General features: G+C 67.1%; 27 protein-coding genes and 1 tRNA gene. 13 read left to right on the forward strand and 15 right to left on the reverse strand.

Annotated features, from left to right (window positions below):
* Positions 1–175 precede the first annotated feature (175 nt).
* Genes AC3EGR_RS20380 through AC3EGR_RS20390 form a run of 3 tightly spaced genes read right to left on the reverse strand, consistent with a single transcriptional unit; the run spans position 176 to position 4,120 of the window.
* Positions 176–1,111: a dihydrodipicolinate synthase family protein gene (locus AC3EGR_RS20380; protein WP_488548353.1), complete on the reverse strand. Its 936-nt coding sequence runs from the start codon at positions 1,109–1,111 to the stop codon at positions 176–178.
* Entirely contained in the window at positions 1,108–3,156 is a 2,049-nt protein-coding gene (locus AC3EGR_RS20385; protein ID WP_488548354.1) for a TRAP transporter permease, read from the reverse strand. Before AC3EGR_RS20385 ends, AC3EGR_RS20380 begins: the two co-directional genes overlap by 4 nt.
* 4 nt (positions 3,157–3,160) lie before the next feature.
* Positions 3,161–4,120, reverse strand: coding sequence for a TAXI family TRAP transporter solute-binding subunit (locus AC3EGR_RS20390; protein WP_488548355.1), 960 nt, complete (start codon positions 4,118–4,120; stop codon positions 3,161–3,163).
* 138 nt (positions 4,121–4,258) lie between these two features.
* On the opposite strand from AC3EGR_RS20390, the gene AC3EGR_RS20395 reads away from it, so the two are divergent.
* Positions 4,259–4,687, forward strand: coding sequence for a DUF1841 family protein (locus AC3EGR_RS20395; protein WP_488548356.1), 429 nt, complete (start codon positions 4,259–4,261; stop codon positions 4,685–4,687).
* Positions 4,688–4,800: 113 nt separating this feature from the next.
* On the opposite strand, the gene AC3EGR_RS20400 is transcribed toward AC3EGR_RS20395, so the two are convergent.
* Positions 4,801–5,553, reverse strand: a complete 753-nt coding sequence (locus tag AC3EGR_RS20400; protein WP_488548357.1) for a c-type cytochrome — start codon at positions 5,551–5,553, stop codon at positions 4,801–4,803.
* A gap of 96 nt (positions 5,554–5,649) precedes the next feature.
* Between AC3EGR_RS20400 and AC3EGR_RS20405 the strand changes: the two genes are divergently transcribed.
* From AC3EGR_RS20405 to AC3EGR_RS20425, 5 genes are all read left to right on the forward strand, one after another.
* The gene (locus AC3EGR_RS20405; RefSeq protein WP_488548358.1) at positions 5,650–6,492 is read left to right on the forward strand and encodes an AAA family ATPase; all 843 of its coding nucleotides are present in this window, start codon (positions 5,650–5,652) and stop codon (positions 6,490–6,492) included.
* Between the two features lie 11 nt (positions 6,493–6,503).
* Complete coding sequence (locus tag AC3EGR_RS20410; RefSeq protein ID WP_488548359.1) at positions 6,504–7,109, forward strand: GNAT family N-acetyltransferase; 606 nt, start codon at positions 6,504–6,506, stop codon at positions 7,107–7,109.
* Positions 7,110–7,111: 2 nt separating this feature from the next.
* A complete protein-coding gene (locus tag AC3EGR_RS20415) occupies positions 7,112–8,302 on the forward strand; it encodes a vWA domain-containing protein (RefSeq protein ID WP_488548360.1) in 1,191 nt (396 codons plus the stop codon).
* 152 nt (positions 8,303–8,454) lie between these two features.
* Positions 8,455–8,664, forward strand: coding sequence for a hypothetical protein (locus AC3EGR_RS20420; RefSeq protein WP_488548361.1), 210 nt, complete (start codon positions 8,455–8,457; stop codon positions 8,662–8,664).
* Between the two features lie 36 nt (positions 8,665–8,700).
* Positions 8,701–8,775 (forward strand) — tRNA-Arg (locus tag AC3EGR_RS20425).
* 233 nt (positions 8,776–9,008) lie between these two features.
* Here AC3EGR_RS20425 and AC3EGR_RS20430 read toward each other — a convergent pair.
* Positions 9,009–9,638: a VPLPA-CTERM sorting domain-containing protein gene (locus AC3EGR_RS20430; RefSeq protein ID WP_488548362.1), complete on the reverse strand. Its 630-nt coding sequence runs from the start codon at positions 9,636–9,638 to the stop codon at positions 9,009–9,011.
* A 252-nt stretch (positions 9,639–9,890) separates the two neighbouring features.
* On the opposite strand from AC3EGR_RS20430, the gene AC3EGR_RS20435 reads away from it, so the two are divergent.
* Entirely contained in the window at positions 9,891–10,571 is a 681-nt protein-coding gene (locus tag AC3EGR_RS20435) for a hypothetical protein (protein WP_488548363.1), read from the forward strand.
* Between the two features lie 198 nt (positions 10,572–10,769).
* Here AC3EGR_RS20435 and AC3EGR_RS20440 read toward each other — a convergent pair whose 3' ends face one another.
* Positions 10,770–11,408 (reverse strand): hypothetical protein, encoded by a 639-nt coding sequence (locus AC3EGR_RS20440; protein WP_488548364.1) that lies wholly within the window; start codon positions 11,406–11,408, stop codon positions 10,770–10,772.
* A 452-nt stretch (positions 11,409–11,860) separates the two neighbouring features.
* Here AC3EGR_RS20440 and AC3EGR_RS20445 point away from each other — a divergent pair, with 452 nt between their 5' ends.
* On the forward strand, positions 11,861–12,115 hold the full coding sequence (locus AC3EGR_RS20445) for an ATP-dependent DNA ligase (RefSeq protein ID WP_488548365.1): 255 nt from the start codon (positions 11,861–11,863) through the stop codon (positions 12,113–12,115).
* Positions 12,116–12,287: 172 nt separating this feature from the next.
* Complete coding sequence (locus tag AC3EGR_RS20450) at positions 12,288–12,467, forward strand: hypothetical protein (protein ID WP_488548366.1); 180 nt, start codon at positions 12,288–12,290, stop codon at positions 12,465–12,467.
* A 52-nt stretch (positions 12,468–12,519) separates the two neighbouring features.
* On the opposite strand, the gene AC3EGR_RS20455 is transcribed toward AC3EGR_RS20450, so the two are convergent.
* Entirely contained in the window at positions 12,520–13,032 is a 513-nt protein-coding gene (locus tag AC3EGR_RS20455) for a hypothetical protein (RefSeq protein ID WP_488548367.1), read from the reverse strand.
* A gap of 391 nt (positions 13,033–13,423) precedes the next feature.
* The gene (locus AC3EGR_RS20460; protein WP_488548368.1) at positions 13,424–13,936 is read right to left on the reverse strand and encodes a hypothetical protein; all 513 of its coding nucleotides are present in this window, start codon (positions 13,934–13,936) and stop codon (positions 13,424–13,426) included.
* Between the two features lie 156 nt (positions 13,937–14,092).
* Here AC3EGR_RS20460 and AC3EGR_RS20465 point away from each other — a divergent pair, with 156 nt between their 5' ends.
* Positions 14,093–14,563, forward strand: coding sequence for a hypothetical protein (locus AC3EGR_RS20465; protein ID WP_488548369.1), 471 nt, complete (start codon positions 14,093–14,095; stop codon positions 14,561–14,563).
* A gap of 235 nt (positions 14,564–14,798) precedes the next feature.
* A complete protein-coding gene (locus AC3EGR_RS20470) occupies positions 14,799–15,026 on the forward strand; it encodes a hypothetical protein (protein ID WP_488548370.1) in 228 nt (75 codons plus the stop codon).
* Here the strand turns inward: AC3EGR_RS20470 and AC3EGR_RS20475 are convergent, their stop codons facing one another.
* Entirely contained in the window at positions 15,027–16,634 is a 1,608-nt protein-coding gene (locus AC3EGR_RS20475) for an ABC transporter permease (protein ID WP_488548371.1), read from the reverse strand.
* A gap of 73 nt (positions 16,635–16,707) precedes the next feature.
* Here AC3EGR_RS20475 and AC3EGR_RS20480 point away from each other — a divergent pair, with 73 nt between their 5' ends.
* On the forward strand, positions 16,708–17,802 hold the full coding sequence (locus AC3EGR_RS20480) for an ABC transporter ATP-binding protein (RefSeq protein ID WP_488548372.1): 1,095 nt from the start codon (positions 16,708–16,710) through the stop codon (positions 17,800–17,802).
* Positions 17,803–17,838: 36 nt separating this feature from the next.
* On the opposite strand, the gene AC3EGR_RS20485 is transcribed toward AC3EGR_RS20480, so the two are convergent.
* The 6 genes from AC3EGR_RS20485 to AC3EGR_RS20510 form a co-directional block, all read right to left on the reverse strand.
* Positions 17,839–18,594 (reverse strand): lysophospholipid acyltransferase family protein, encoded by a 756-nt coding sequence (locus AC3EGR_RS20485; protein WP_488548373.1) that lies wholly within the window; start codon positions 18,592–18,594, stop codon positions 17,839–17,841.
* Positions 18,591–19,895, reverse strand: a complete 1,305-nt coding sequence (locus AC3EGR_RS20490; protein WP_488548374.1) for a dihydroorotase — start codon at positions 19,893–19,895, stop codon at positions 18,591–18,593. The genes AC3EGR_RS20485 and AC3EGR_RS20490 overlap by 4 nt, the downstream gene beginning before the upstream one ends.
* The gene (locus AC3EGR_RS20495) at positions 19,892–20,863 is read right to left on the reverse strand and encodes an aspartate carbamoyltransferase catalytic subunit (protein ID WP_488548375.1); all 972 of its coding nucleotides are present in this window, start codon (positions 20,861–20,863) and stop codon (positions 19,892–19,894) included. Before AC3EGR_RS20495 ends, AC3EGR_RS20490 begins: the two co-directional genes overlap by 4 nt.
* Positions 20,864–20,871: 8 nt before the next feature.
* Positions 20,872–21,387, reverse strand: coding sequence for a bifunctional pyr operon transcriptional regulator/uracil phosphoribosyltransferase PyrR (gene pyrR, locus AC3EGR_RS20500; protein ID WP_488548376.1), 516 nt, complete (start codon positions 21,385–21,387; stop codon positions 20,872–20,874).
* Between the two features lie 139 nt (positions 21,388–21,526).
* Entirely contained in the window at positions 21,527–21,943 is a 417-nt protein-coding gene (gene ruvX / locus AC3EGR_RS20505; RefSeq protein WP_488548377.1) for a Holliday junction resolvase RuvX, read from the reverse strand.
* Complete coding sequence (locus AC3EGR_RS20510) at positions 21,940–22,539, reverse strand: YqgE/AlgH family protein (protein WP_488548378.1); 600 nt, start codon at positions 22,537–22,539, stop codon at positions 21,940–21,942. Before AC3EGR_RS20510 ends, ruvX begins: the two co-directional genes overlap by 4 nt.
* Before the next feature lie 18 nt (positions 22,540–22,557).
* On the opposite strand from AC3EGR_RS20510, the gene AC3EGR_RS20515 reads away from it, so the two are divergent.
* Complete coding sequence (locus AC3EGR_RS20515; protein WP_488548379.1) at positions 22,558–24,021, forward strand: cryptochrome/photolyase family protein; 1,464 nt, start codon at positions 22,558–22,560, stop codon at positions 24,019–24,021.
* The last annotated feature ends 38 nt before the right edge of the window (positions 24,022–24,059 follow it).

The raw sequence follows: 24,059 nt of genomic DNA on the forward strand, positions 1-24,059 counted from the left end.
CAAAGAAACTCGTCCTCGGTGCCCTGATGCGCAAGATCCTGGCGATTGCCTACGGTGTACTGAAGTCCGGAAAGCCGTTCAATCCCGCACTTCACGCTTGACTTGCGAGACAGTATCTACAGGGTGCGCCTCGCAGGGTGGCGGTGGAGCGGCGAGAAACCCCACCGGCCAGCGCTCACCCCAACTCGCGCAGCCGCTTTTCCTGGCGCCTGACCAGGAAGCGGATGTCGTCCACGTCCTGCGCCGACAGCTTGGGCCCCGGCTTGCGCACGAAGTCCGAGGCGATGACGCCGCGCTCCTGGAACAGGAACTTGCGCACCGCCAGGCCCGCACCCGCCTGCTGCTCGTACTTGGCCAGCGGCAGATACGCGTCGAAGAGGTCGTGCGCGCGCTCACGCTCGCCGCGCGCGTGCGCGGCCACCACGTCCACCATCATCTCGGGATAGGCGAAGCCGGTCATGGCGCCGTCCGCCCCGCGCGTGAGTTCCTCCGGCAGGAACAGGCCGCCGCCGTTGCCGCAGAGGATGGAGAAGCGCTTGACCTCGCCCTTGTCGCTGGCCGCCCGGTAGGCGGTGAGCTTGGCCAGGCCCGGCCAGTCCTCGTGCTTGAGCATCACGCAGGTGGGCGAGTTCTTCAGGATGCGCAGGATGACCGGGGCGGTCATCTGCACGCCCGTGGACACGGGGTGGTCCTGCAGCACCCAGGGCACGTTCGCGCCCAGGGTCTGGTCGACCATCTGGAAATAGGAAACGATCTGGTCGTCGGTGCGCAGCGTGGAAGGCGGGGCCACCATCACGCCCGAGGCGCCCAGGTCCATCACCGAATCGGTGAGCTCCTTCATGGGCGCGAAGCCGGCCGCCGAAGCCCCGACCACCACGGGGACCTTGCCGTTCACGCGCGCGAGCACCTGCTTCACGTAGCTGCGCGACTCCTCCATGGTGAGCTTGGTCGCTTCGCCCATGATGCCCAGCACCGTGAGGCCGGTGACGCCCTGCTCCAGGCAGAAGTCCACCATGCGGTCGGTGCTGGCGAGGTCCAGCGCGCCGCTGTCCGTGAACGGGGTGACGGTGATGAGGTAGACGCCCTTGGCGGACGCGTCGAGTTGCTTCACTGCTGTACTTCCTTGCGTGCCAGGCCACCGGCGGCCGGGCGCAGGTACTGTACCGCGAGCACGCCCACCACCAGCGCGATGCCGACGATGTCGGCGGTCCAGGTGGGATAGGCCAGCGCGAAGCCCGCGATGATCAGCAGCGTGCGCTCGATGCGCGTCGTGCGGCGCAAGGCCCAGCCCTGGAAGCCGGCCGCCAGCGCGGCGATGCCGATGGCCGCGGTGACGGTCACTTCCGCGATCGACCACCAGTTCGCGTTCGCCAGCGCCTTGGTCGAGCCCATGAGCAGCAGCCCCTGGCCGCTCGGGTCCAGCACGAACATGAAGGGCAGCAGGAAGGCCGGCACCGTGTACTTCCAGCACTGCAAGGTCGTCTTGTACGGATCGCCGCCGGTGATCGCCGCCGCGGCGAACGGCGACAGCGCGGTGGGTGGCGAGACCTCCGACAGCACGGCGTAGTAGAAGATGAACATGTGCGCGGCGAACTCTGGCACGCCCAGCTTGATCAGCGCCGGCGCCGCGATCACGGCGCAGATGATGTACGAAGCGGTCACCGGCACCGCCAGGCCGATCACCCACACCACCAGGGCCGTGAAGATCGCGGTGAGCACCAGGTTGCCGTTGGCGTAGTCGATGACGATGGAGCTGAACTTCAGCCCCAGCCCGGTGAGCGTGACCACGCCGACGATCAGGCCGGCGCCCGCGCAGGTTGCCGCGACGTTGAGCACGCCGATGGAGCCGCCTTCCATGGCCTTCACGAAAGGCGAAGTCCACAGCTTCTTGAAGAAGCCGCGGCCGCGGAAGGTCTCGTAGGGGATCAGCGCGGTGTCGCGCCGCAGGAAGCTGGTGAAGAAGGACACCACCGTCGCCCAGAACACCGACAGCACGGGGGAGAAGCCCCACAGCATGAAGAAGATGATGGAGACCAGCGACAGGAAGTGGAACCAGTAGCGGCTGGTCAGCCGCCACACCGAGTCCACCTTCTCGATCACGGTCTCGTGCATGCCGTACTTGCGCGCGTCGATCTCCACCATGAGGAAGAGCGCGAAGTAGAACAGGATGGTCGGGATGACCGCCATCAGCAGCACGTCGAGGTAGGAGATCTTGAGGAACTCCGCGATCAGGAAGGCCGCCGCACCCAGCACCGGCGGCGAGATGATCGCGCCCAGGCCGCCCGCGGCGAGCAGGCCGCCGGCGGCGTTCTTCTCGTAGCCGACTTTCTTCAGCATCGGGTAGGCGACCGAGCCCAGCGTGACGGTGGTCGCGACGCCGGAGCCCGACGGCCCGCCCAGCAGGAAGGACGCCAGCACCACCGTGCGCCCGGCGCCGGTGGGCTTGCCGCCCATGGCGGAGAAGGAAAAGTCCAGGTAGAACTTGCCGGCGCCCGAGTACTGCAGGAAGGCGCCGAAGATGGTGAACAGGATGATCAGCGAGGACGAGACGTCGATGGCGCTGCCGAAGATGCCCTCCAGCGTCATGTACATCACGCCGACCAGGCGGCCGACCTCGTAGCCCTTGTGCGTCCAGGGCGCGGGCAGGTAGGGACCGAACAGCGCGTACGCGAGGAAGGCGATGCAGATGGCCGGCATGATCCAGCCGGCCGTGCGCCGCATGGCCTCCAGGATCAGCACGATCAGCGCGATGCCGAAGAAGATGTCCCAGGGCAGCGGCGAGGTGTTGCGGTCGGTGAAGTCGTCGCCGCCGTTCACGGCATAGACGACCACGGCCACCGCGAGCAGCGCGGCGATCCAGTCCCACCACATGATGCGGTGGCGGAAGCGCTGCGAGACCGGGAACACCAGGAAGCAGAGGAAGAGCACGAAGGCCACGTGCACGGGGCGCAGCGTCTGCGTGGGCACGATCGCGTACGCCGTGTAGAGGTGGAAGGCCGACATGACGACGGCCGCGAGCGTGATGAAGAAGGCCAGCCCGCCCTTGAGCTTGTTGGCCGCACCCTCTTCCTGCTCGATGTACTCCTCGGCCTTCTGCAGCGCCGCCGCGTCGATGTCGGCGCTCAGCTGCGCCCTCTCCGCCTGGTGATCCGTCATCGCGTCAGTTCAGCTTGATGCCTTTTTCGGCGAAGTACTTGACCGCGCCCGGGTGCCAGGGGATGGGGCTCGCGTCCTTCTTCTGGTTCTCCAGCTTGAAGTTCTCGGCCTCCTTGTGCACGGCGACGATGTCGGCCTTGTGGTCGAAGGCGGCCTTGACGATGTTGTAGGCCGTCTTCTCGTCCATGCTCTCGTGGGCGATCAGGATGTTCTGCACGGTGGCCTGGTGGTTGTCCGCGTCCATGCCCTTGTAGGTGCTCTTGGGGATCACGTCCTGCACGTACAGGTTGCCGTACTTCTTGTTCATGGCCGGCACGAGCTCGGCGTGGTCGACCATCTTGATGTGGTTGCCGGGCGTGTTGGCCAGGTCGGACACGGCGGCGGTCGGCAGGCCTCCAACCCAGAAGAACGCGTCGATCTTGCCGTCCTTCAGGGCGTTGACGGATTCGGCGGCACCGAGGCGCTCGCGCTTGAGGTCCTTGTCCTTGTCCATGCCGGCGGCCTCGATCAGGCGGAACGCCATCACTTCGGTGGCGCTGCCGGGCGAGCCGGTGGACACGCGCTTGCCCTTGAGGTCGGCGAACTTGGCGATGCCCTTGCCTTCGACCGACACGATGTGCATGCGGTTGGGGTACAGCACCATCAGCGTGCGCACCTGCACCTTGTTGCCCTTGAACTTGTCCTCGCCCTTGAAGGCGTCCTGCGCGGCGTCGCTCATGCTGAAGCCGACGTAGGGCTTGCCGCTGGCCAGCAGCTTGAGGTTGTCGACCGAGCCGCCGGTGACCTCGGCGGTCGCCTGCATCCCCGGCACGTACTTGGAGAGCACGGCGGCAAGGCCGCCCCCCATCGGGTAGTACACACCGCCGGTACCCCCGGTGGCGATGGAGATGTTCTGGGCCTGAACGGCCAGCGCGAGGCCGAGCATCGCCGCGAGGCCGAGCAACAAGGTCCTGAGGAACTTCATGGTTTGTCTCCGAAGAAGAAAGCATTCGCACACCGTCGCGGTGCGGACCCGGCATTGTGAGGGCGCGGAACCCTGCCGTGCCTACTGACTTTCCAGCATCCCAGAGGCGCTGCCGAGGTAGCGTGCTAACCTGAAAGGATGTTTGCGCCCTCCCAGGAAGACGTGCGCCGCTTCTTTTGCGGCGTGCACGCCAAGGCCCGCGACGGGCAGATGCTCGACGCGCTGGAGACGCTGGCGCACGAGTGGCTCAAGGAGCATCGCGAGTACGACGCGGACATGGCGGATGCGGAGGCGGCGGTCGCGCGCGTCTACGACGGCGCCGACGGCACCAATCCCTTCCTGCACCTGTCCATGCACCTGTCGATCAGCGAGCAGTGCTCGATCGACCAGCCCCGCGGCATCCGCCAGGCCGTGGAACTGCTGGCCGCGCGGCGCAACTCGCTGCACGATGCGCACCACGAAGCGATGGAATGCCTGGGCCAGATGCTGTGGGAAAGCCAGCGCGCCGGCCGCCCGCCCGATGGCGACGCTTACGTGGAGTGCGTGCAGCGGCGCGCGACGCGCTGAGCCGGCGCGTCACTCCCGCGCGGGCGGGAAGCCAGCCGGTTCCAGAAACGAAAAAGCGGCCGATGGCCGCTTTCTCTCGATGCCCTGGCCCCGCCTGCGCGGGACTGAGGGGATCAGTGGCTCTTGTGCCAGCGTGACTCCGGCACCGTCTCCATGTCGCCTGCGAGCGAGCTCACGTAGTTGGCCAGCGCCTTGAGTTCCGCGTTGGAGAACTGCTTGGCGATCGCGCCCATCACGCCGTTGTTGCGGCCGACGGCGGGGTTGTTGTCCGTCTTGTACGACTTGAGCGCCGCGAACAGGTAGTCGTTGTGCTGGCCGGCGATCTTCGGGTAGCTGGGGTCGATCGGCCTGGACAGGTTGGCGCCGTGGCAGGAGACGCAAGCGGCCTTCTGCATCAGCGCAGTGATCTGCGCATCCGGCTCGCGGCTCGGTTTCTCCGGCGCCGGCTGGCGGCCTTCGGCGCCGAGCTTCTCGTAGTAGGCGGAGATGTCGGCGACGTCCTGCTCCGTCAGCGTCTCGGCGATGCCGCGCATCGTCGGGTGCTTGCGGTCGCCCGTCTTGTACGCGTTCAGCGCCGCGGCAATGTACTTGGCGCTCTGGCCCGCGATCTTGGGCACCCGGTAGACCTCCGGGAAGCTCGCCTTGTAGCCCACGATGCCGTGGCAGCCCACGCACATGGCGACCTTCGCTTCCAGCGACTTCGGGCTGGCGGGCGTGGCCGCCGGCTTGGCGGCAGCCGCCGGTGCAGCCGCCGCGGGAGCCGCCGGTGCCGGCGCGGGTGCCGCGGCCGGGGCCGCCTGCGCCTGCGCGAGGCTCGTCGCACAAGCGACAGCAAGGGCGAAAACCGTGTTCAACAACTTGTTCATTTTGCGAGCACAATCTGACGAAGGTCAGTCAGGTTTCTTTCGATCAACCGGCGATTATAGGGGTCGCTTCCCTGCCGCCTTTCCCCATCCAGATCCATGAAGTTCCAAGGCTCCCAGAACTACGTCGCCACGCAGGACCTGATGCTGGCGGTCAACGCGGCCATCACCCTCAGGCGCCCGCTGCTGGTCAAGGGGGAGCCGGGCACCGGCAAGACGATGCTGGCCGAGGAAGTGGCCCAGGCGCTGGATATGCCGCTGCTGCAGTGGCACATCAAGTCCACCACCAAGGCGCAGCAGGGCCTGTACGAATACGACGCGGTGAGCCGCCTGCGCGACTCGCAACTGGGCGACCAGCGCGTGAAGGACATCCACAACTACATCGTCAAGGGCGTCCTGTGGCAGGCGTTCACGGCGGACCAGCCGGTGGCGCTGCTGATCGACGAGATCGACAAGGCGGACATCGAATTCCCCAACGACCTGCTGCGCGAGCTGGACCGCATGGAGTTCTACGTCTACGAGACGCGCGAACTGGTCAAGGCCAGGCACCGGCCGCTGGTGTTCATCACCTCCAACAACGAGAAGGAACTGCCGGACGCCTTCCTGCGCCGCTGCTTCTTCCACTACATCAAGTTCCCCGACGCCGACACGATGAAGCAGATCGTGGACGTGCATTTCCCCGGCCTGAAGAAGGATCTGCTGACGGCGGCGATGAAGACCTTCTACGACGTGCGCAACCTGCCGGGGCTGAAGAAGAAGCCCAGCACCTCCGAGCTGCTGGACTGGCTGAAGCTCCTGGTGGCCGAGGACATCCCGGTCGAGGCCCTGCAAAGCAAGGACGACAAGGTCGCCGTGCCGCCGCTGGTGGGCGCGCTGCTGAAGAACGAACAGGACGTGACGCTGTTCGAGAAGCTGGTGTTCATGCAGCGGCACAACCGCTGAAGGAGCCGCGCGTGGGGCAGGCCTGGGTCCAGCCGATCGAACTCGCCGGCCGCGGCGTGCGGCTGGTGCCGCTCGGCCTGGAGCACGAGGAAGGCCTGCGCGCCGCCGCGGCCGACGGCGAACTCTGGACCCTCCGCGTGACCTCTGTCCCGGCGCCGCAAGAGACGCGCAAGTACATCCAGGACGCCCTGCGCATGTACGAGGAGGGCAAGCGCGTCGCCTTCGCCGTGCTCGATGCGCACACCGGCCAGGTGGTGGGCAGCAGCAGCTACCACGACATCCTGCCGGAAGTGAAGCGCCTGGAGATCGGCTACACCTGGTACGCCAGGAGCCGCCAGCGCACGGCGCTGAACACGAGCTGCAAGCTGCTGCTGATGCAGCACGCCTTCGATACCCTGGGCGCGCTGACGGTGGGCTGGCGCACCGACAACTACAACTTCGCCTCGCAGCGCGCGATCGAGCGGCTGGGCGCGAAGAAGGACGGGGTCATCCGCGGCCACGCGCTGCGCCGCGACGGCACCATCCGCGACACCGTCATGTACAGCCTGGCCGCCGGCGAATGGCCGGAAGTCAAGGCGCACCTCACCTACCAGCTCACACGTCCCCGCGAGGCCTGAGCATGCTGATCGACTTCTTCTACACCTTGCGCAGCGCCAAGCTGCCGGTCTCGGTCAAGGAGTACCTCACCCTGGTGGAGGCGCTCAAGGAAGGCGTCGTCGGGCCGCACAGCGACGGCCAGTACAGCCTCGACGACTTCTACTACCTCGCCCGCACCGCGCTGGTGAAGGACGAAAAGCACTACGACAAGTTCGACCGCGCCTTCGCCGCCTACTTCAAGGGCGTGGAGCTGCTGACCGACTTCACCAAGGACGTGCCGCTGGAGTGGCTGCGCAAGAACCTCGAGCTGGAGCTCTCGCCGGAAGAGAAGGCGAAGATCGAGAAGATGGGCTGGGACGAGCTCATGGAAACGCTCAGGAAGCGCTTCGAGGAGCAGAAGGAACGGCACGAGGGCGGCAGCAAGATGATAGGCACGGGCGGCACCTCGCCCTTCGGGGCCTACGGCTTCAATCCGCAGGGCATCCGCATCGGCCAGGACAAGTCGCGCAACAAGAGCGCGGTGAAGGTCTGGGACCAGCGCGCCTACAAGGACTACGACGACAGCCAGGAACTGGGCACGCGCAACATCAAGGTGGCGCTGCGCCGCCTGCGCAAGTTCGCGCGGCAAGGAGCCGAGGAGGAACTGGACCTCGACGACACCATCAAGTCGACGGCCGCAAACGCGGGCTATCTCGACATCAAGATGGTGCCCGAGCGGCACAACAACGTGAAGGTGCTGTTGCTCATGGACGTGGGCGGCACCATGGACGAACACATCCACCGCGTCGAGGAGATGTTCTCCGCGGCGAAGGCGGAGTTCAAGCACCTGGAGTTCTACTACTTCCACAACTGCGTCTACGACTTCATGTGGAAGAACAACCGCCGGCGCTTCAGCGAGAAGTTCCCGACCTGGGACATCATCCGCAAGTACAACAAGGACTACAAGCTGGTGTTCGTGGGCGACGCCACCATGAGCCCTTACGAGATCCTGCAGCCGGGCGGCAGCGTCGAATACAACAACGAGGAAGCCGGCGCCGAGTGGCTGCAGCGCCTGACGAACGCCTTCCCCAAGTTCGCCTGGATCAACCCGGAACCGCTGGGCGTGTGGCAGTACCGCCAGAGCATCGCCGTGATCCAGCAACTGATGAACCAGCGCATGTTCCCGCTGACGATCAAGGGCCTCGAGGAGGCCATGCGGCTCCTGAGCAAGTGAGCCGGCGACGTGGCCGTGCTGCGGTGGCGCGACGCTTCCGACCCGACTGACGTCCGCCCATCCACTGTCCCACTCCGTCTGTAGTCTTGGGACTACAAGGCAGTTCGCTCCTGGTGCTTACTCTGGCTGAACCAGAGAATTCCACGCGAACCATGCAACCACCGTTCACTCCGCACCGACGCGCCGTGCCGGCTGGCCGCCACGAGTTCGCTCGCGAAGGGCGGGACTGCGAGCTGTCCCGCCGCGTGACACCCTTGGTGCTCTTCCCGCGCGGCGACGCCGTGCCCGGCGCGTGGCTGCTGCTGCTGGCGGCCACGTGCACCTTCGTGGCTGTGCGAGCGCTGGAACTGGCCGCTGGCTGAAGCCTGCGGCGCCTGCGCCCTACAATGGCGGACGCCGCCGCCGTAGTTCAATGGATAGAACGAGCGCCTCCTAAGCGCTAGATGTGGGTTCGATTCCCGCCGGGGGCGCCAGCTAGAACAAAAAAGTCCTTGGGAATCAAGGCGCTTTGCCCACAATGCGGGGTTCCACGGGACAACACGCGGGACAAAGCATGCCGAGCAGCCTTCGTACTACGAGAAGCAAGGTACTTCCTACCTCTTCACCAAGCGCCTCAATCCGAGCAAGGGAACCTACCAGCAACCCACCCAAGAACAGACGCCGTGCCACACGAGAGAAGTGACTTTGGACCCCTTGCAGGTTCATGCTAGGCCCATGTCGGGCACACTTGGCCCTGAGGGAATCCCTTGAGCCGTCTCACGCCCAGCAGCGACAGGATGCCCGTAATGAAAAGCCAAGCTGCGCCCGGGAGCGGGACTTGCGACACCGAGTATCCGAGGATGTTGGTCACAGAGGCGGTGTAGGTAATCGATTGCCCTGGAATGCGCGAGTAGATGCCCGTCATCGTCCCGTACAGAAGATCGGAGATGGTTAGAGGGACGTCTGGAAAATCATCCAATGAGAACGGCTTGAGCTTGAGGTTCACGGAGAAGCCGGTTTCAGGGGCGATTCGACTGGTCAGCGGAAGTGCGAAGTTCACACTGTCATTGAAAAGGGACAGGTTGCCGGTCACGCCTCCGGTCCCGGCTCCAGTCGTGCGAATCTGGATGAAAGACACCTCCCGGGAGGCAGAGTCATAACTGACGCTCGCCGTAACAGGATCACCAATCGAGACGTTCGCGTACGGATCGGAAGTCCAGGTATCTGGCTGCGGGTGTTCAACGGAGGTGATCTGACCCGTCACCACGATCTGGACCGGAGCGGCGCCCGCCGGAGCGAGTTGAGCCAATAGCAGCGCCGCCGCGCAGGCAGCGCGAGCCACGAACTTAAAGCACATCGCGAGGTCCCCTTTTGCTCTTAAACTCAGAACGGTACGTAGGAGCGCCAGGGTGCGCAATAGCGCTTAGCTCCTTCGGACCAATGACGCTTCGCGTGCGCTTGTATTCAGCCCTTGTGCTGGGACAGCGGCGAGTCCGCACTTGCAAAAGGGAGCGGGCGTAGCCACCCTGCGTGCGGCTTAGCTCCAAGGTGCCATTGCGCAGCGCATCCTGGACCTTGAGACTCGTTTAGTACTACCTTCGGAGTCGCAATGAAGAAGCTTCTTGCGTTGTCACTTGCCGTCTTCGCACTGAATGCATCGGCTGCTTCAGTCGCTCTCGGTGATGCGCTTGGTTCGTCTTATGAGCGATTCAACGGCTTCGAGGCGACCGCGCCTGGAGCCACATTTCTGGCAAGCCCATATTCCGAGGGTGGCATCACTGTTCAAGAGTTCGGCGGGCCTGCCTGGCTCCGCTATACGGCCGGTGCCCAGCATGAAGGCGCGAGCTCTTGGTATTCGTACGCAGGTAACAACGGCTATACCCGCATAACGGCATCCGGAGGCGAGGATTTCGATGCGTTGTCCTTGCGGACAGGCAATGGGTGGACCTCCGCAGGGCAGACAAGTGGCCCGGACGTGTACTTCAACTACCTTCTGCGCAACAACGGGACGAACGTCCTCTCGGGCTTTTTTAAGCAAAGCGTCGGGTCGCCGACTCTCGTTTCCTTTCTGGACGGCGGTTTCGATGAGCTGTTGATGACAGCTACGATTTTCCAAGCTTCGCCTCCTCTGAGTGGTGTATTCCAAGCGCTTGCGATCGACAGCATCAAAGCGAATGTCGCAAACGTCTCCGCAGTGCCGCTCCCGGCTGCAGCCTGGCTGTTTGGTTCCGCAATTCTTGGGATGTTCGGCTGGGGCAAGCGTCGCAAGCCCGAGGCGCTGGCGGCCTGACATTCAGGGAGCGTTTCAGCGAAAGAAAGAGCCCGCACGTAGCGGGCTTAGAAGCCGCTAAGACGCTCGCCCAAGCAGCCCCTGTCAGGGAAATGGACAGGGCCGGCCGAAGCCAGAGCCGTACTGTAACGCGGCAGATCCTCTCTTCGGTTCTGCCGGTTTCAGGTTTGGCGCCCCACGCATCTGCAGTTCCGCGAGTTACTTCTGCACAGGGATGGTGTGCGACTTCAGCATCGTGTCGCGACGTCCTGGTCCAGCCGGGTGCTGGTCGGTGCGCTCCAAGCTGCGCTTCACGAATACGCGCAGGTCCGGACTGAACCAGTCCACGTTCTGGTTTCCCATGTTGTCTGTGCTACGAATTCGGAAAGCCTTGAACGTGCCCGCTGGAACCGTGACGTCCTCGAACGCTTCAACCGTCTGGCGCAGTTCGAGCGGAACGGATCGGTTCTGCGCATGCATCTTCAACTGGTGGCTGGTCACAAAGCTCTTGCCGACCTCCAAAGGCAGTTCCCATCGCAGGGGCGGGTCCCAGCTAACAGCAACCTTCCCGTCACTGCCCTTTAGCCCAACCCATCGACCGGTATCGGGCTGCAGAACCAGTGTCCCCTCAGAAGACTGCACACCACGAAGGCTCTGACCTTCCCACATAGTCTCAATCATGCGGCTTTCCACCTCGGTGCTTCCGCTCCCGAAGCTGCCACTGTTCTGCACCTGATTGACCCAGGATAGCCCCGGAGGAAGTGCCTCTGTCCGCTCCAGCTTTTGCGCGAAAGTGCTGCCGCCAAAAAGCGAAGCCAGGACGAGGATACCGGCTTTAGATGCGATCGTCGTATGCATGGCAAACCCCCTTTTCCCTTGCGAGCGGAAGTATGGTTCGCGCCCCTTCAAATTCAAGGCTGACCCAAGGTCAAGACTGCGGCACCAAAACAGACAAAAAGAGCGGGCCGCGTGAAGCAGCCCAAAACATGCGACAGCCCGGCAACGGAGGTAAAGCCGGACGGAGTGATTTTGCCCCGGACCGTTAGGCACGAGTGGTGGTCTGCGCCCGCGCTATGGTCCGCAGCGCCGCGTCCCCTCGTCATGAGAAAAATTGCACGCAGGGTGGAGGAGGCCACCGACCCAACGGGAGGTGGAGGCACCTCGACCTTAGAATCAGCCCTAAGCATGCGTAGTAACACAATCACAGTAGCAATCGCCGACGACCACTTCCTCGTCAGGTCTGGGTTGCGGCGCGTGATCTCGTCGTTCAACGATATGCAAGTGCTGGGTGAGGCAGCGAGCGCTATGAGGTGAAGTATGACGGCTGGCGACTGATTGCCGGCATTGCAGCCGGCCAGGTGCACATCCGCACGCGCGGCGGAGCCGACTACACCCGCGTCTTCCCCGAGGTCGTGAAGGCGCTCAAGGCCTTGGGTGGAGGCCCGCACATTCTGGATGGAGAGGGCGTCGTGCCGGATGAGGAGATCCAGCCCGGTTTGCCGAGCGGTGAGGCCGTACCTTCGGACAGCAGCATCGGGTCGGGCAGGATCATGCGCGCATCGTAGGCCCACTTTCCCAGGGCTTGGGCTCACGTTCGGCGACGCCCCCGCTCAGGCACATGCTGTGCAAGAATTTGGCCGCGCACGGTAGCGCTGTGGAGACCAACATGAACAAGCTCGCGCTCTGATCTTGATCGCCTTTGCTTCCTCATTCGCCCATGCTGCCGATTCCGCGTGCATGACCGCAGCCAAGGAGAAGAAACTGGCCGGCGCCGCTCAGAAGTCGTTCGTGAAGAAGTGCGAGACCGACGCGAAGGCGAGGTGCGAAGTCGCGGCTACTGAGAAGGAGCTCGCAGGCGCGGCGAAGAACAGCAACGTGAAGAAGTGCGTGAAGGAGACCGGGCCGTCTGCATCCTGATTCGCGGGTCCGCAGCGGATCGGCCCCATCGTGGGCCCGGCCTGCCAACCGTTCAAACCGCGCGCTTGCGACCCCGCGAAAAGCCCAGCATTCCAAGCACTGCGGAGCCGAATAACCAAATCGCCGCCGGGAGCGGGACCACGGAAGGACGGATCTGAACGCTGGCAGAGAGGGCGGAATCCGCCAGCGCTCCATAGGTCAAGAGATAGTTCTGACCGGGCAACAAGGCAAAAATGTACTCATGAGGTGTCGGGCCCGCCGGAGCTGAACCAACCAAAGCGCCAAAGTCCCAGGCGAACGCGGTAGGGTTGAGGTCCTCGTACAGATTGAATATGCCGCTTCCCGCGCGGACGTTCAGGACCAGATCAAGGGCCTGTGCGCCGGGTAACGCCAGCTCGTTGAATGAATAATTGCCGCCTGGAGCGTCGCTTAAGAAAGTTGTGACAGGAGCAGGACCCAAGAAGGTACCGGTAAAGTCCATATTCACGGGAGCGGCAGAGGCACTTCCGGCGAGCACCACAGCGAAGACCGCAATGGCTTTTGAGAAACCACCAAACATCGGCATATGCGCTCCACGGTAGGACGAAGTTTCACTGTACGTGGATTGGTTCAGCTGGCCTTAGGCCAAAGTAGCTAAGGTGCGGCTTTCGGCCCTCCTCCGATTGGCGGAGGCATCCAAAGCCTGCACATGCAGGAGTGAGTCAGCGGTGCTCCTACTCCTCTTTTTTTTTCGTGAGGGGAACGGGATTCCAGCGCTGGTGCGGCGGTGAACAGACCCCTCCCCCTTCAACAGCGGCGTGGAAACTGACCCGGCACGGCACCAACTGCGGGACAACTGAGAAGGTTGTACGGGACAAGCGCGGAGCCGCCCCGAGGTAAGTGCGCGTGGCGTCAGGCCTTTTCAGAAGTCTTTATATGCGTTGGCGCCCGCCGGGGGCGCCACGCGATCGCGCGGCTCAGTGCACCAGCGGCACCGCGTTTCCCGGCCGGCGGCCCGCCGGCTCGCGTGAACCCGTCAGGCTCACCAGCAGGTGGCGCAACTCCGTGGTCGCCGGAGCTTCCTGCAGCGCCGGCATCACCTTCAGCAGCACGCCCTGGAATTCGCTCACGTCCGCCAGCCACAGCGCGGTCACGGCCTGGCGCACCTTCTTGTCCAGCATCGGCAGTCCGATCAGCACCCGCAGCACCGCGTTGCGGTCCCAGCCGGAGAGCACGATCGTCGCGACGAAGACCTCGCGCCGTCCCTTGCGCTGCTCCAGCTGCTGGATCTCGACGTGCGCGCAGTGCTCGCCCACGCCCCAGCGCCGGAGGTGGTGCTCCACCAGGCGCTGGTATTCGGCCTCGAGGCCACCCGAGGCGTGTCCGAGCGCCTGGTAATCCGTCTGGTGTTCGCTGCCGGGACTCCCATCCTCGCGCCGGAACCACCGGGCGAGGAATGCAGCGACCGGATTCTTTTTCTTGCCTTGCATGGAAGCGATCGTTGCACGGACGTGACGCGCAGCCAACGGGGGGCATGCAGTTACATCCCGTAACCGTGAGGTATTGCGCAGTGCGACTGTGCACCCCACGCACGATCGGTCCGGGACGTGGAGACAATCCGGTCAAACAACGATTGGGAGCCTGGAGTGCACGATCTGTTCTCGCGAACCTGGTGGCTGGTGACCGCGGCGCTGGCCGCGGTGGGCGCCTTCGCCCTGGGGCGCGCGCTGCAGCGCCGCAGCGCGCGCCACCTGCACGTGGAGCGCCTGGCCGCCGAGATCGTGGAAGTCGCGCGTTCCATCGAGGTCGACCTGCACGAGCTGCCGCGCACCAGCGAGGCGCTGGCCCTGGGACGGCGGTGCAGCGAGTGCTGCAACCGCACGCGCAGCGCCGCCGGCCGCCGCCTGAAGGACGAAGCGCTCGAGGAAGCGATCGCGCAGTTGCACGACGATCACCGGCGCGTGGTGGACCTGCGCTCCGAAGTGGACGTGCTGATGGCCGCCAAGCGCAGCGGGCAACCCGTGAGCCGCGAACTGCGCTTCGCCAAGAGCACCAAGCCGGGCCGCTCGCGTTTCGCAACCACCAGCCTGCTCACGCGGCCGTCCACGCTCGGCTGAAGCCTGCGCTTTTGCAGCGTGTCGTGCGACACGCTGCGCTCCTTACGCATCTCCCTGACAGGCCTTGCGCCTTCTTCCCGGCAGGCTGGCGCGAGCCTTGCGTGTGCTGTTGCGACGCACCATTGCGAAGGGTTACCACTTGCCCCTCGCCCTTGCAATCCACCGTCTTCGCATTGTCATGAAGGCCTCCTAGCATGGGGCACAAGTTCGAAAACGAGACGCCGCAGGAGACACGATGACATCTGCCGACTACCGCATCGAAAGCACGCAACCGATCGCCGGCCGCTTCTGGCCCGTTGCGGGAACGACGGAGCTTGCGGTGAAGGATCGCGCGCTCGCGGTCAGCATCGCTGCCAAGAGCTTCACGCGCGGCAGCGAGATCCGCGTGGTGCACGTGCCGACGGGGGAAGTCGTGTTCCGCAAGCCGCCGCAGGACCGGCATCCGACCGCGGACGATTTCTGATCAGGCGCGCGGCGCCCCCCGCAACGTCCGGCTCAGGAGCATCACCGGCACCAGCCCCACCAGGACCAGCGCCAGCGACGGCAGGGCCGCCTCGCCCAGGCGCTCGTCGCGCGCCAGCTGGTAGGCCACCACTGCGAGGGTGTCGCTGTCGAAGGGCCGCAGCACCAGAGTCGCCGGCAGTTCCTTCATCACGTCCACGAACACCAGCAAGGCAGCGGCCGCCGCGGAGCGCTTGAGCAGCGGCCAGTGCACGCGCGCGAGCAGGCCGGCGCCGTGCGCACCCAGCATGCGGGCGGAGTCGTCCAGGCTGGCCGGGATGCGCGCATAGCCGCTCTGCACGGATTGCAGCGCCACCGACACGAAGCGCACAAGGTAGGCCCACACGATGCCCAGCACCGTCGCGGTCATCCAGTAGCCCACGCCGCTTTCGGGCCAGGCCTGCTGCAGCCAGCCCACCGGCAGCAGCAGGCCCACGACCAGCACGGTGCCCGGCACCGCATAGCCCAGGCCCGCCAGCTGCACCACGCCGCGCGTGAGCCCGCCCGGCGCCCGGCGCACCCGGTACGCAAGCAGCAAGGCAAGCAGCACGGCGAGCCCGGCGCTCAGCCCCGCGAGACGCAGGCTGTTCCAGGACCAGTGCAGGAAACGGTCCCAGGGCAACACCGCCCACTCGGCGGCCAGCGGGCGCAGCATGAAGGCCAGGGGCAGCACGAATCCGCACAGCACCGGCACTGCGCAGGTGCACCACGCGGCGAAACGGGGCGCGCCCTGCAAGGCGATCGGCTGGGCCTCGGCTCCCCCCCGCCCGCGGCTGGCCGAAAAGCGCAGGCGCTTCTGGGCGCGCGCCTCCATCCCGAGCAGGGCCGCCACCACGACGAGCAGCACGGTGGCCAGCTGCGCGGCGGCGATGCGGTTGTCCATCGCCAGCCAGGCCTTGTAGATGCCGGTGCTGAAGGTCTGGATGCCGAAGTAGCTGGACACGCCGAAGTCGGCCAGGGTTTCCATCAAGGCGAGCGCGACGCCGGCGGCGATGGCCGGACGCGCGAGCGGCACGGCCACCGTGCGGACGCGGCGCGCCAGCGGAGCGCCGAGCAGGCGGGCGGCTTCCATCAGCTGCGCGGCGCGCTCCGCCAGCGCCGTGCGCACGAGCAGGTAGACATAAGGGTAGAGCGCGAACACGAACACGAAGACCGCGCCCGGCAGGTTGCGCACCTCCGGGAACACGCGGCCTTCCAGCCCCAGGTTCGCGCGCAGCCACTCCTGCAGCGGCCCGCTGAACTGCAGGAAATCGGTGTAGGCATAGGCGACCACGTAGGCCGGCATGGCCAGCGGGAGCAGCAAGGCCCATTCGAAGTGCCGCCGGCCCGGGAAGTCGAACAAGGTGACGGCCGCCGCACAGGCGGTGCCGACGACGGCCGCGCCGACGGCCACCGCCACGCAGAGGATCAGGCTGGTCAGCGCGTAGTCGGGCAGCACCGTGGCCGCCATCTCGCCCAGGATCTGGCCACTGGCGCCGTTCCAGGAGAACCAGGAGCCCAGCACCGCGAGCACCGGCAGCAGCAGCAGGCCGGCGACGAGCAGCAGCGGCAGGTCCTTCAGCCGGCGCATGGGGGAGGAGGCGCCGGGGCGCAAGCAAGGGCAATCACGTAAATGAGAATTGTATGCATCTAGAATCGTGCTCATGCATCTGGAGCTGCGCCAGCTGAGCGTCCACTACCCCGGCCGGCCGCGGCCGGCGGTGGAAGGCGTGTCGCTGGGCCTGCGCGCGGGCGACATCGGCGTGCTGATCGGGCCCTCGGGCTGCGGCAAGACGACCTTGCTGCGCGCGGTGGCCGGGCTGGAGCCGGCCAGCGCCGGCGAGATCCTGATCTCCGGCCGGCCGGTCGCGGACGTGCCGCCCGAGCGGCGCCAGGTCGGCATGGTGTTCCAGGACTACGCGCTGTTCCCCCACCTCGACGTCGAGCGCAATGTCGCGTTCGGGCTGCCGCGCAGCATCCCGCGGGGCGAGCGGCGGGCGCGCGTGGCCGAGGTGCTGGGCCTGGTCGGCCTGTCGGGCAGCGAAAAGCGCATGCCGCACGAACTGTCCGGCGGCCAGCAGCAACGCGTGGCGCTGGCCCGGGCGCTCGCGCCCAGGCCGCAGCTGCTGCTGCTCGACGAGCCCTTCTCCAACCTCGACGTGGACCTGCGCGAGCGGCTCGCGCACGAGGTGCGCGGCATCCTCAAGGCCGCGCAGGCGACGGCCTTGTTCGTCACGCACGACCAGCTGGAAGCGTTCGCGATCGGCGACGTGATCGGCGTCATGCACGAGGGCCACCTGCACCAGTGGGACGACGCGTACACGCTGTACCACCGGCCCGCGACGCGCTTCGTCGCCGATTTCATCGGCCACGGCGTGTTCACGCCCGCCACCCTCAAGCGCGTGGGCAACCAGGTCGTGGTGCACACGGCCCTGGGCGCGCTCACGGACGGCGCCGAATGCCCGCTGCCCGCCGCCTTCGGCTGGGGCCAGTGCGAAGTGCTGCTGCGCGCCGACGACATCGTCCACGACGACGAGGCCCCGGTGAAGGCGCAGATCGTGCGCAAGGCCTTCCGCGGCTCGGAGTTCCTCTACACCTTGCGCCTGGCCACCGGCGAGACCCTGCTGGCCCACGTGCCCAGCCACCACGACCACCGCATCGGCGAGTGGATCGGCATCCGGGCGCAGGTGGACCACGTGGTCACCTTCGAGCGGGAAGGCGGGGTGGCGGCGCCGCCGATTGCCTCGTTCCCGACCTGAACCAGGACGCCCCGTCAGACGCCGTGTGGGTTCGGGTCAAGCCCGGGACGGCACGGATTCGGTACGCAGCGCTTCGATCGTTTTTCGCAGATCCTCCGCCCACTGCCGCCGATCGCGCCCGTCCGCTTCCTGCGGCTCGCCGAAGCGCACGTGCGCCACGAACGGCCTCCCGGCCAGCGTGCGCCACAGCGAGCCCACCAGCGTGTCGTCGCCCAGGTACAGCGGGCCGTCGCTGTCCTTGCCGCTCGCCCGGTCGACGAAGCGCAAGGCCACGGGCTGCACGGGCGCATGGGCGGAGATCGCGGCCTGGATCAGGTTGGCGTGGAAGGGCAGCAGCGCGCGCCCATCGCCGGTCGTGCCTTCCGGGAACACGGCCACGACGTCGCCGGCCTTCAGGCTCTCGGCCATGTGGTGCACCACGCGCATCGCGTCGCGCCGCTTCTCGCGCTCGATGTAGAGCGTGCCGCCCCCGGTGGCCAGGGTGCCGATCAAGGGCCAGTGCCTGACGTCCGCCTTGGACACGAAGCGGCAGTGCCGCGCCGCATGCAGCACCAGGATGTCCAGCCAGGACAGGTGGTTGCACACGAGCAGCATCGGGCCCTGCGCCACGGGCTGGCCGGTCACGTGCAGCGGGACGCCCAGCACGCGCAACATGCGTTGCGCCCAGGCCTGCACCGTGGCGTCGCGCCGCTGCTGGTCCCAGCGCGGGAACAGCAGGGTGATCGTCAGCCAGCCGGACAGCGCATGGAGCAGCGCGTGCAGGATCTTGGCGAAGGCGCGCAGCGTCCTCACGCCGCTGGCTTGGCTTCGTACGCGACCTGGCCGCCCACGATCGTGTAGCGCACCGAGCCCGGCAGCTCGTGGCCGCCGAACGGCGTGTGCCGGCCCTGGCTGCGCAGGCTCTCCGGCGTCACCGTCCAGTGCGCCTGCGGGTCGAAGATGCAGACGTCGGCGACGCCGCCGTCCACCAGCTGGCCGGCGCTCGCCTGCAGCGTGCCCAGCGCGGAGCCGAGCACGCGGGCCGGCTCGCTGCTCAGCACGGCGAGCGCGCGGGTGAGGCTTACGCCGTCCTGCTGCGACCATTTCAGCGCCAGGCCGAGCAGCAGCTCCAGCCCGGTCGCCCCCGGCTCCGCTTCGGCGAAGGGCAGCGTCTTGGCATCCTCGTCGACCGGCGTGTGGTCCGAGACGAGCGCGTCGATGGTGCCGTCCGCCAGGGCCGCGCGCAGCGCGTCGCGGTCGCGTTGCTGGCGCAGCGGCGGCGACAGGCGCATGCGGCTGTCGAAATAACCGATGTCCACGTCGGTCAGGTGCAGCGAGTTGATGCTGACGTCGCACGTCACCTTCAGGCCTTCCTGCCTGGCGGCGCGCACGAGCTCGACGCCCTTGGCGCTGCTGATGCGGCACAGGTGCACGCGGGCGCCGGTGATGCGCATGAGCTCGAAGATGATGTGCAGCGCGATCGTCTCGGCGGCGACGGGCACCCCGGACAGGCCCAGGCGGGTCGCCAGCGGCCCGCTGGCGGCCACTCCCTGGCCCAGGTAATGGTCCTGGGGGCGCAGCCACACCGCGTAGCCGTAGGTCGAGGCGTATTGCAGCGCGCGCTGCAGCACCTGCGTGTTCACCAGCGGCACCTCCGCCTGGCTGAAGCCCACGCAGCCCGACTCGGTGAGTTGCGCCATTTCGGTCAGCACTTCGCCGGCGAGGTTGCGCGTGAGCGCGCCCAGCGGGAACACGCGCGCCTGGTGCAGCTTCTCGGCCCGGAACTTCAGCATGTCGACCAGCCCGGGCTCGTCCAGCACCGGGTCGGTATCGGGCGGGCAGACCAGGCTGGTGACGCCGCCGGCGACGGCCGCGGCCATCTCGCTTTCGAGCATGCCCTCGTGCTCGTGGCCGGGCTCGCGCAGGCGCACCGCCAGGTCCACCAGGCCGGGCGCGACGATGCAGCCGCTGGCGTCGATCACCCGGTTGGCGGCGAAGCCCTCCGGGATGTGGCGCACGCCGATCACGCGGCCGGCCGCGAGCGCCACGTCGCAGGTCTCGTCGAAGTTGCGGGCCGGATCGATGACGCGGCCGCCCTTGATCAGGAGCTTCATGCGGCCTCCCGCGTGTTGGCGGCGACGATGCCCATCACCGCCATGCGCACGGCGATGCCGAAGGTCACCTGCGGCAGGATCACGCTCTGCTTGCCGTCGACCACCGCGGAGTCGATCTCGACGCCGCGATTGATCGGACCGGGGTGCATGACGATCGCGTCCGGCTTCGCCAGCGCCAGCCGCTCCGGCGTCAGGCCGTAGCGCTTGAAGTACTCCTGCGAGGACGGCAGCAGGGCGCCGCTCATGCGCTCGTTCTGCAGCCGCAGCATGATGACGACGTCGCAGCCCTTGATGCCCTCTTCCAGCGAGTGGAAGACCCGCACGCCCATGTCCTTCATGTCGCTCGGCACGAGCGTCTTGGGACCGACCACGCGCACTTCGGCGCAACCGAGCGTGGTGAGCGCGTGGATGTCGCTGCGGGCCACGCGCGAATGCAGCACGTCGCCCACGATTGCCACGGTCAGGTTGGAGAAGTCCTTCTTGTAGTGGCGGATGGTGTACATGTCCAGGAGCCCTTGCGTGGGGTGGGCATGGCGGCCGTCGCCGGCGTTGACGACGTGCACGTGCGGCGCGACGTGCTGCGCGATCAGGTAGGGCGCGCCGGACTCGCTGTGCCGCACCACGAAGATGTCGGCGGCCATCGCGGACAGGTTGGCGATGGTATCCAGCAGCGACTCGCCCTTGCTGGCGGAGGAGCGTGCGATGTCCAGGTTGATCACGTCGGCCGACAGCCGGGTCGCCGCGATCTCGAAGGTGGTGCGCGTGCGCGTGCTGTTCTCGAAGAACAGGTTGAACACGCTCTTGCCGCGCAGCATGGGCACCTTCTTCACCTCGCGGTCGTTCACGCTCACGAAGTTCGACGCGGTGTCCAGGATGTGCGTGACGATGTCGCGCGGCAGCCCCTCGATGGAGAGCAGGTGGATCAGCTCGCCGTTGCGGTTCAGTTGTGGGTTTCTCTTGTGGAGCATGGCGGGTCTCAGCTGGCGCTTTCCACCTGGAAGGTGAAGCGGCCGGCCGCATCGTGGGCGAGCGCGAGCGAGCGGTCGGGCGGCAGGCTCACGCGGGCAGCGGCGTAGTCGGCCTGCACCGGCAGCTCGCGCCCGCCGCGGTCCACCAGCACCGCCAGCGCCACCGAGGCCGGCCGGCCGAAGTCGAACAGTTCGTTGAGCACGGCGCGGATGGTGCGGCCGGTGTAGAGCACGTCGTCGAGCAGCAGCACGTGCGCGCCGTTCACGTCGAAGTCCAGCCGGGTCTGCGCGGTGGCGGCCAGGCCGCGCCGCGCATAGTCGTCGCGGTGCATCGCCGAGGAGATGACGCTGGCCGCGCCGGGCAGGCCCAGGTCCTTGTGCAGGCGCTCGGCCAGCCACGCGCCGCCGGAGGTGATGCCCACCAGCTGCGTGTCCGGGCGGCGCAGTTGCTGCACGCCGCGCAGCAGCTCGCGGTACAGGGCCTCGGCGTCGAGCGTCAGCGCGCCGTTGGTGGATGTACTCATGGTCATTCCAGATCTCCTTGCCGGGCGCGGCGCCCTTCAGCACACAGCCGAACCCAGTGCCACCGCGGAACCGGCTTTGCCGGGCCGCTGGTGGCGCCCCCTTGAGGGGGAGGCGCCGAAGGCGCTTCGGGGGTGGGCTTCAAGGCAGGCTCCTCAGGAACTGTTCCAGGATGACGCAGGCAGCGCCCGCATCGGCATCGGCCGCGCCGCCCGCCAGCGCCTCGGTGGTGCTGTACCGCTCGTCCACCTCGTACACCGGCTTGCCGCAGCGCGCGCGCAGCTGGCGCGCGAACTTGCGCGCGCGGGCCGTATTGTCGTGGCTGGCGCCGTCGGGGTGGAACGGCACGCCGACGACCAGGGCGTCCGGCTGCCATTCCCTGACCCGCGCCTCGGCCTGGGCCAGGCGGGCATCGCTGGCGTCGGCGCGGATGGTGGCTTGCGGCGTCGCCGTGCGCAGCATGCGGTTGCCCACGGCCACGCCGGTGCGGCGGGCGCCGAAGTCGAAAGCGAGAAAGGTCTGGAAGTGCGCGGGGACGTCGGCACCAGGGGCGGTCATGCGTGCCCGGCCCCGGGGGACAGCATCCAGGACTGCAGCCCCAGCAGGGACAGCGCCTTCTCGTAGCGCTCCTCGATCGGCGTGTCGAAGATGACGGACACGTCCGCGTCGACGGTGAGCCAGCTGTTTTCCGCCAGTTCCGATTCCAGCTGCCCTTCCCCCCAGGCCGAGTAGCCCAGCGTGACCAGCAGCTTGCGCGGGCCGGCGCCGGTGGCGATCGCCTCCAGCACGTCCTTGGAGGTGGTCATCTCCAGGCCGCCCGGGATCGTCATGGTGGAGGCGTACACGGATTCGCTGGCGTCCGCGCCCTCGGCGTGCACCGCCTCGTGCAGCACGAAGCCGCGCTCGGTCTGCACCGGGCCGCCCTGCAGCACCGGCGTCCTCGCCAGTTCGTCGCGGCCCAGCGGCAGGTCGACCTTCTCGAACAGGTTGCGCAGGTTGATGTCGGTCGGCTTGTTGATCACCAGCCCGAGCGCGCCGCGCGGGCTGTGCTCGCACAGGTACACGACGGAGCGTGCGAACGACGCGTCCTGCAGTCCCGGCATCGCGATCAGGAAGTGGTGCGTCAGGTTCATTGGGGTGCCATCGCTCGCCATGGGGTAGATTTTAGTTGGATGCACCCGACCTATGCCTCGGCCCTGATGTGGTTCCGCCGCGACCTCCGCGCGCGGGACAATGCCGCCCTTTCCGGGGCCCTGCAGGCGGCGCAGGCGCTGCATTGCGCCTTCGTGTTCGACCGGGCCATCCTGGGCGCCCTGCCCCGGCTGGACCGCCGGCTGGAATTCATCCGGGAGTCCGTCGCGGCGCTCGACGGCGACCTGCGGGCGCTGGGCGGTCCCGGCACGGGGCTGATCGCGCTGCACGAGGACGCGGCCGACGCCCTGCCGCGCCTGGCGCGCCAGCTGGGCGTGCAGGCGGTGTTCGCCAACCACGACGACGAGCCGGCGGCGCTGACGAGGGACGCCCTGGTGCGCGAACGCCTGGCCGCGGCCGGGATCGCCCTGCATACCTTCAAGGACCACGTGGTCTTCGAGCGCGGCGAGGTGCTGACGCAGGCCGGCACGCCCTATTCCGTCTTCACCCCGTACAGCCGGGCCTGGCAGGCCAAGCTGGACGAGGCGGACCTGCGCGCGCACCCGGTCGGCCCCTGGGCGGCGCGGCTGGCTGCGCGGCCGGCGGGGCTGGACGGTGCCGTGCCCACACTGGCCGAACTGGGATTCGAGCCCACCAACCTGCGCGAGCTGCGGATCCCGCCGGGCAGCGCCGGTGCCGCCGAACTGCTGCAGGACTTCCAGCTGCGGATGGACCGCTACGACCACGCGCGCGAGTTGCCGGCCGTGAAAGGCCCCAGCTACCTGGGCGTGCACCTGCGCTTTGGCACGGTGTCCATCCGCGAACTCGTGCGCGCCGCCCGCGCGCATGACAGTGCCGGCGCCGCCACCTGGCTCAAGGAGCTGGTCTGGCGCGAGTTCTACTTCCAGGTGCTCGCCAACTTCCCCCAGGTCGCGCGCGGCGAGAGCTTCCGGCCCGAATACGACCGCATCGCCTGGGAGGAAGGCACGCTGGCGGAGCAGCGCTTTGCCGCCTGGTGCGAAGGCCGCACCGGCTACCCGCTGGTGGACGCGGCGATGGCGCAGCTCAATGCCACCGGCTACATGCACAACCGCCTGCGCATGGTCAGCGCGAGCTTCCTGTGCAAGGACCTGGGCATCGACTGGCGCCGCGGCGAGCGCTACTTCGCCGAAAAGCTCAACGACTACGAGCTCGCCTCCAACAACGGCGGCTGGCAGTGGGCCAGCTCCTCCGGCTGCGACGCGCAGCCCTGGTTCCGCATCTTCAACCCCGTGAGCCAGGGCGAGCGCTTCGACCCGGAAGGCAAGTTCGTGCTGCGCTACCTGCCACAGCTCGCGGGCTTGCCGGCGAAGTTCGTGCACGCGCCGTGGGGGGCGAAAGCGGCGGATCTTGCCGCCGCCGGGCTCACGCTGGGCAAGGACTATCCGCTGCCAATCGTCGATCACGCGCAGGCGCGCGAAGAGACCTTGCGCCGCTACGCCGTGGTGAGGCAGGTGGATACGTAGGGTGGTGGTGAGCGCCAGCGGACCCCACCGGCGCGTTG

The organism is Ramlibacter sp. G4-7 (assembly GCF_057784995.1).

What these genes read in the sequence shown, in the direction of transcription:
- AC3EGR_RS20490 (WP_488548374.1), bottom strand. Translation starts at nt 19,895, where the DNA reads ATGAAGCTCCTGATCAAGGGCGGCCGCGTCATCGATCCGGCCCGCAAC.
- AC3EGR_RS20385 (WP_488548354.1), bottom strand. Translation starts at nt 3,156, where the DNA reads ATGACGGATCACCAGGCGGAGAGGGCGCAGCTGAGCGCCGACATCGAC.
- AC3EGR_RS20435 (WP_488548363.1), top strand. Translation starts at nt 9,891, where the DNA reads ATGAAGAAGCTTCTTGCGTTGTCACTTGCCGTCTTCGCACTGAATGCA.
- AC3EGR_RS20450 (WP_488548366.1), top strand. Translation starts at nt 12,288, where the DNA reads ATGACCGCAGCCAAGGAGAAGAAACTGGCCGGCGCCGCTCAGAAGTCG.
- AC3EGR_RS20515 (WP_488548379.1), top strand. Translation starts at nt 22,558, where the DNA reads ATGCACCCGACCTATGCCTCGGCCCTGATGTGGTTCCGCCGCGACCTC.
- AC3EGR_RS20400 (WP_488548357.1), bottom strand. Translation starts at nt 5,553, where the DNA reads ATGAACAAGTTGTTGAACACGGTTTTCGCCCTTGCTGTCGCTTGTGCG.
- AC3EGR_RS20390 (WP_488548355.1), bottom strand. Translation starts at nt 4,120, where the DNA reads ATGAAGTTCCTCAGGACCTTGTTGCTCGGCCTCGCGGCGATGCTCGGC.
- ruvX (WP_488548377.1), bottom strand. Translation starts at nt 21,943, where the DNA reads ATGACCGCCCCTGGTGCCGACGTCCCCGCGCACTTCCAGACCTTTCTC.
- AC3EGR_RS20405 (WP_488548358.1), top strand. Translation starts at nt 5,650, where the DNA reads ATGAAGTTCCAAGGCTCCCAGAACTACGTCGCCACGCAGGACCTGATG.
- AC3EGR_RS20420 (WP_488548361.1), top strand. Translation starts at nt 8,455, where the DNA reads ATGCAACCACCGTTCACTCCGCACCGACGCGCCGTGCCGGCTGGCCGC.
- AC3EGR_RS20440 (WP_488548364.1), bottom strand. Translation starts at nt 11,408, where the DNA reads ATGCATACGACGATCGCATCTAAAGCCGGTATCCTCGTCCTGGCTTCG.
- pyrR (WP_488548376.1), bottom strand. Translation starts at nt 21,387, where the DNA reads ATGAGTACATCCACCAACGGCGCGCTGACGCTCGACGCCGAGGCCCTG.
- AC3EGR_RS20430 (WP_488548362.1), bottom strand. Translation starts at nt 9,638, where the DNA reads ATGTGCTTTAAGTTCGTGGCTCGCGCTGCCTGCGCGGCGGCGCTGCTA.
- AC3EGR_RS20455 (WP_488548367.1), bottom strand. Translation starts at nt 13,032, where the DNA reads ATGCCGATGTTTGGTGGTTTCTCAAAAGCCATTGCGGTCTTCGCTGTG.
- AC3EGR_RS20475 (WP_488548371.1), bottom strand. Translation starts at nt 16,634, where the DNA reads ATGCGCCGGCTGAAGGACCTGCCGCTGCTGCTCGTCGCCGGCCTGCTG.
- AC3EGR_RS20460 (WP_488548368.1), bottom strand. Translation starts at nt 13,936, where the DNA reads ATGCAAGGCAAGAAAAAGAATCCGGTCGCTGCATTCCTCGCCCGGTGG.
- AC3EGR_RS20470 (WP_488548370.1), top strand. Translation starts at nt 14,799, where the DNA reads ATGACATCTGCCGACTACCGCATCGAAAGCACGCAACCGATCGCCGGC.
- AC3EGR_RS20415 (WP_488548360.1), top strand. Translation starts at nt 7,112, where the DNA reads ATGCTGATCGACTTCTTCTACACCTTGCGCAGCGCCAAGCTGCCGGTC.
- AC3EGR_RS20395 (WP_488548356.1), top strand. Translation starts at nt 4,259, where the DNA reads ATGTTTGCGCCCTCCCAGGAAGACGTGCGCCGCTTCTTTTGCGGCGTG.
- AC3EGR_RS20510 (WP_488548378.1), bottom strand. Translation starts at nt 22,539, where the DNA reads ATGGCGAGCGATGGCACCCCAATGAACCTGACGCACCACTTCCTGATC.
- AC3EGR_RS20495 (WP_488548375.1), bottom strand. Translation starts at nt 20,863, where the DNA reads ATGCTCCACAAGAGAAACCCACAACTGAACCGCAACGGCGAGCTGATC.
- AC3EGR_RS20480 (WP_488548372.1), top strand. Translation starts at nt 16,708, where the DNA reads ATGCATCTGGAGCTGCGCCAGCTGAGCGTCCACTACCCCGGCCGGCCG.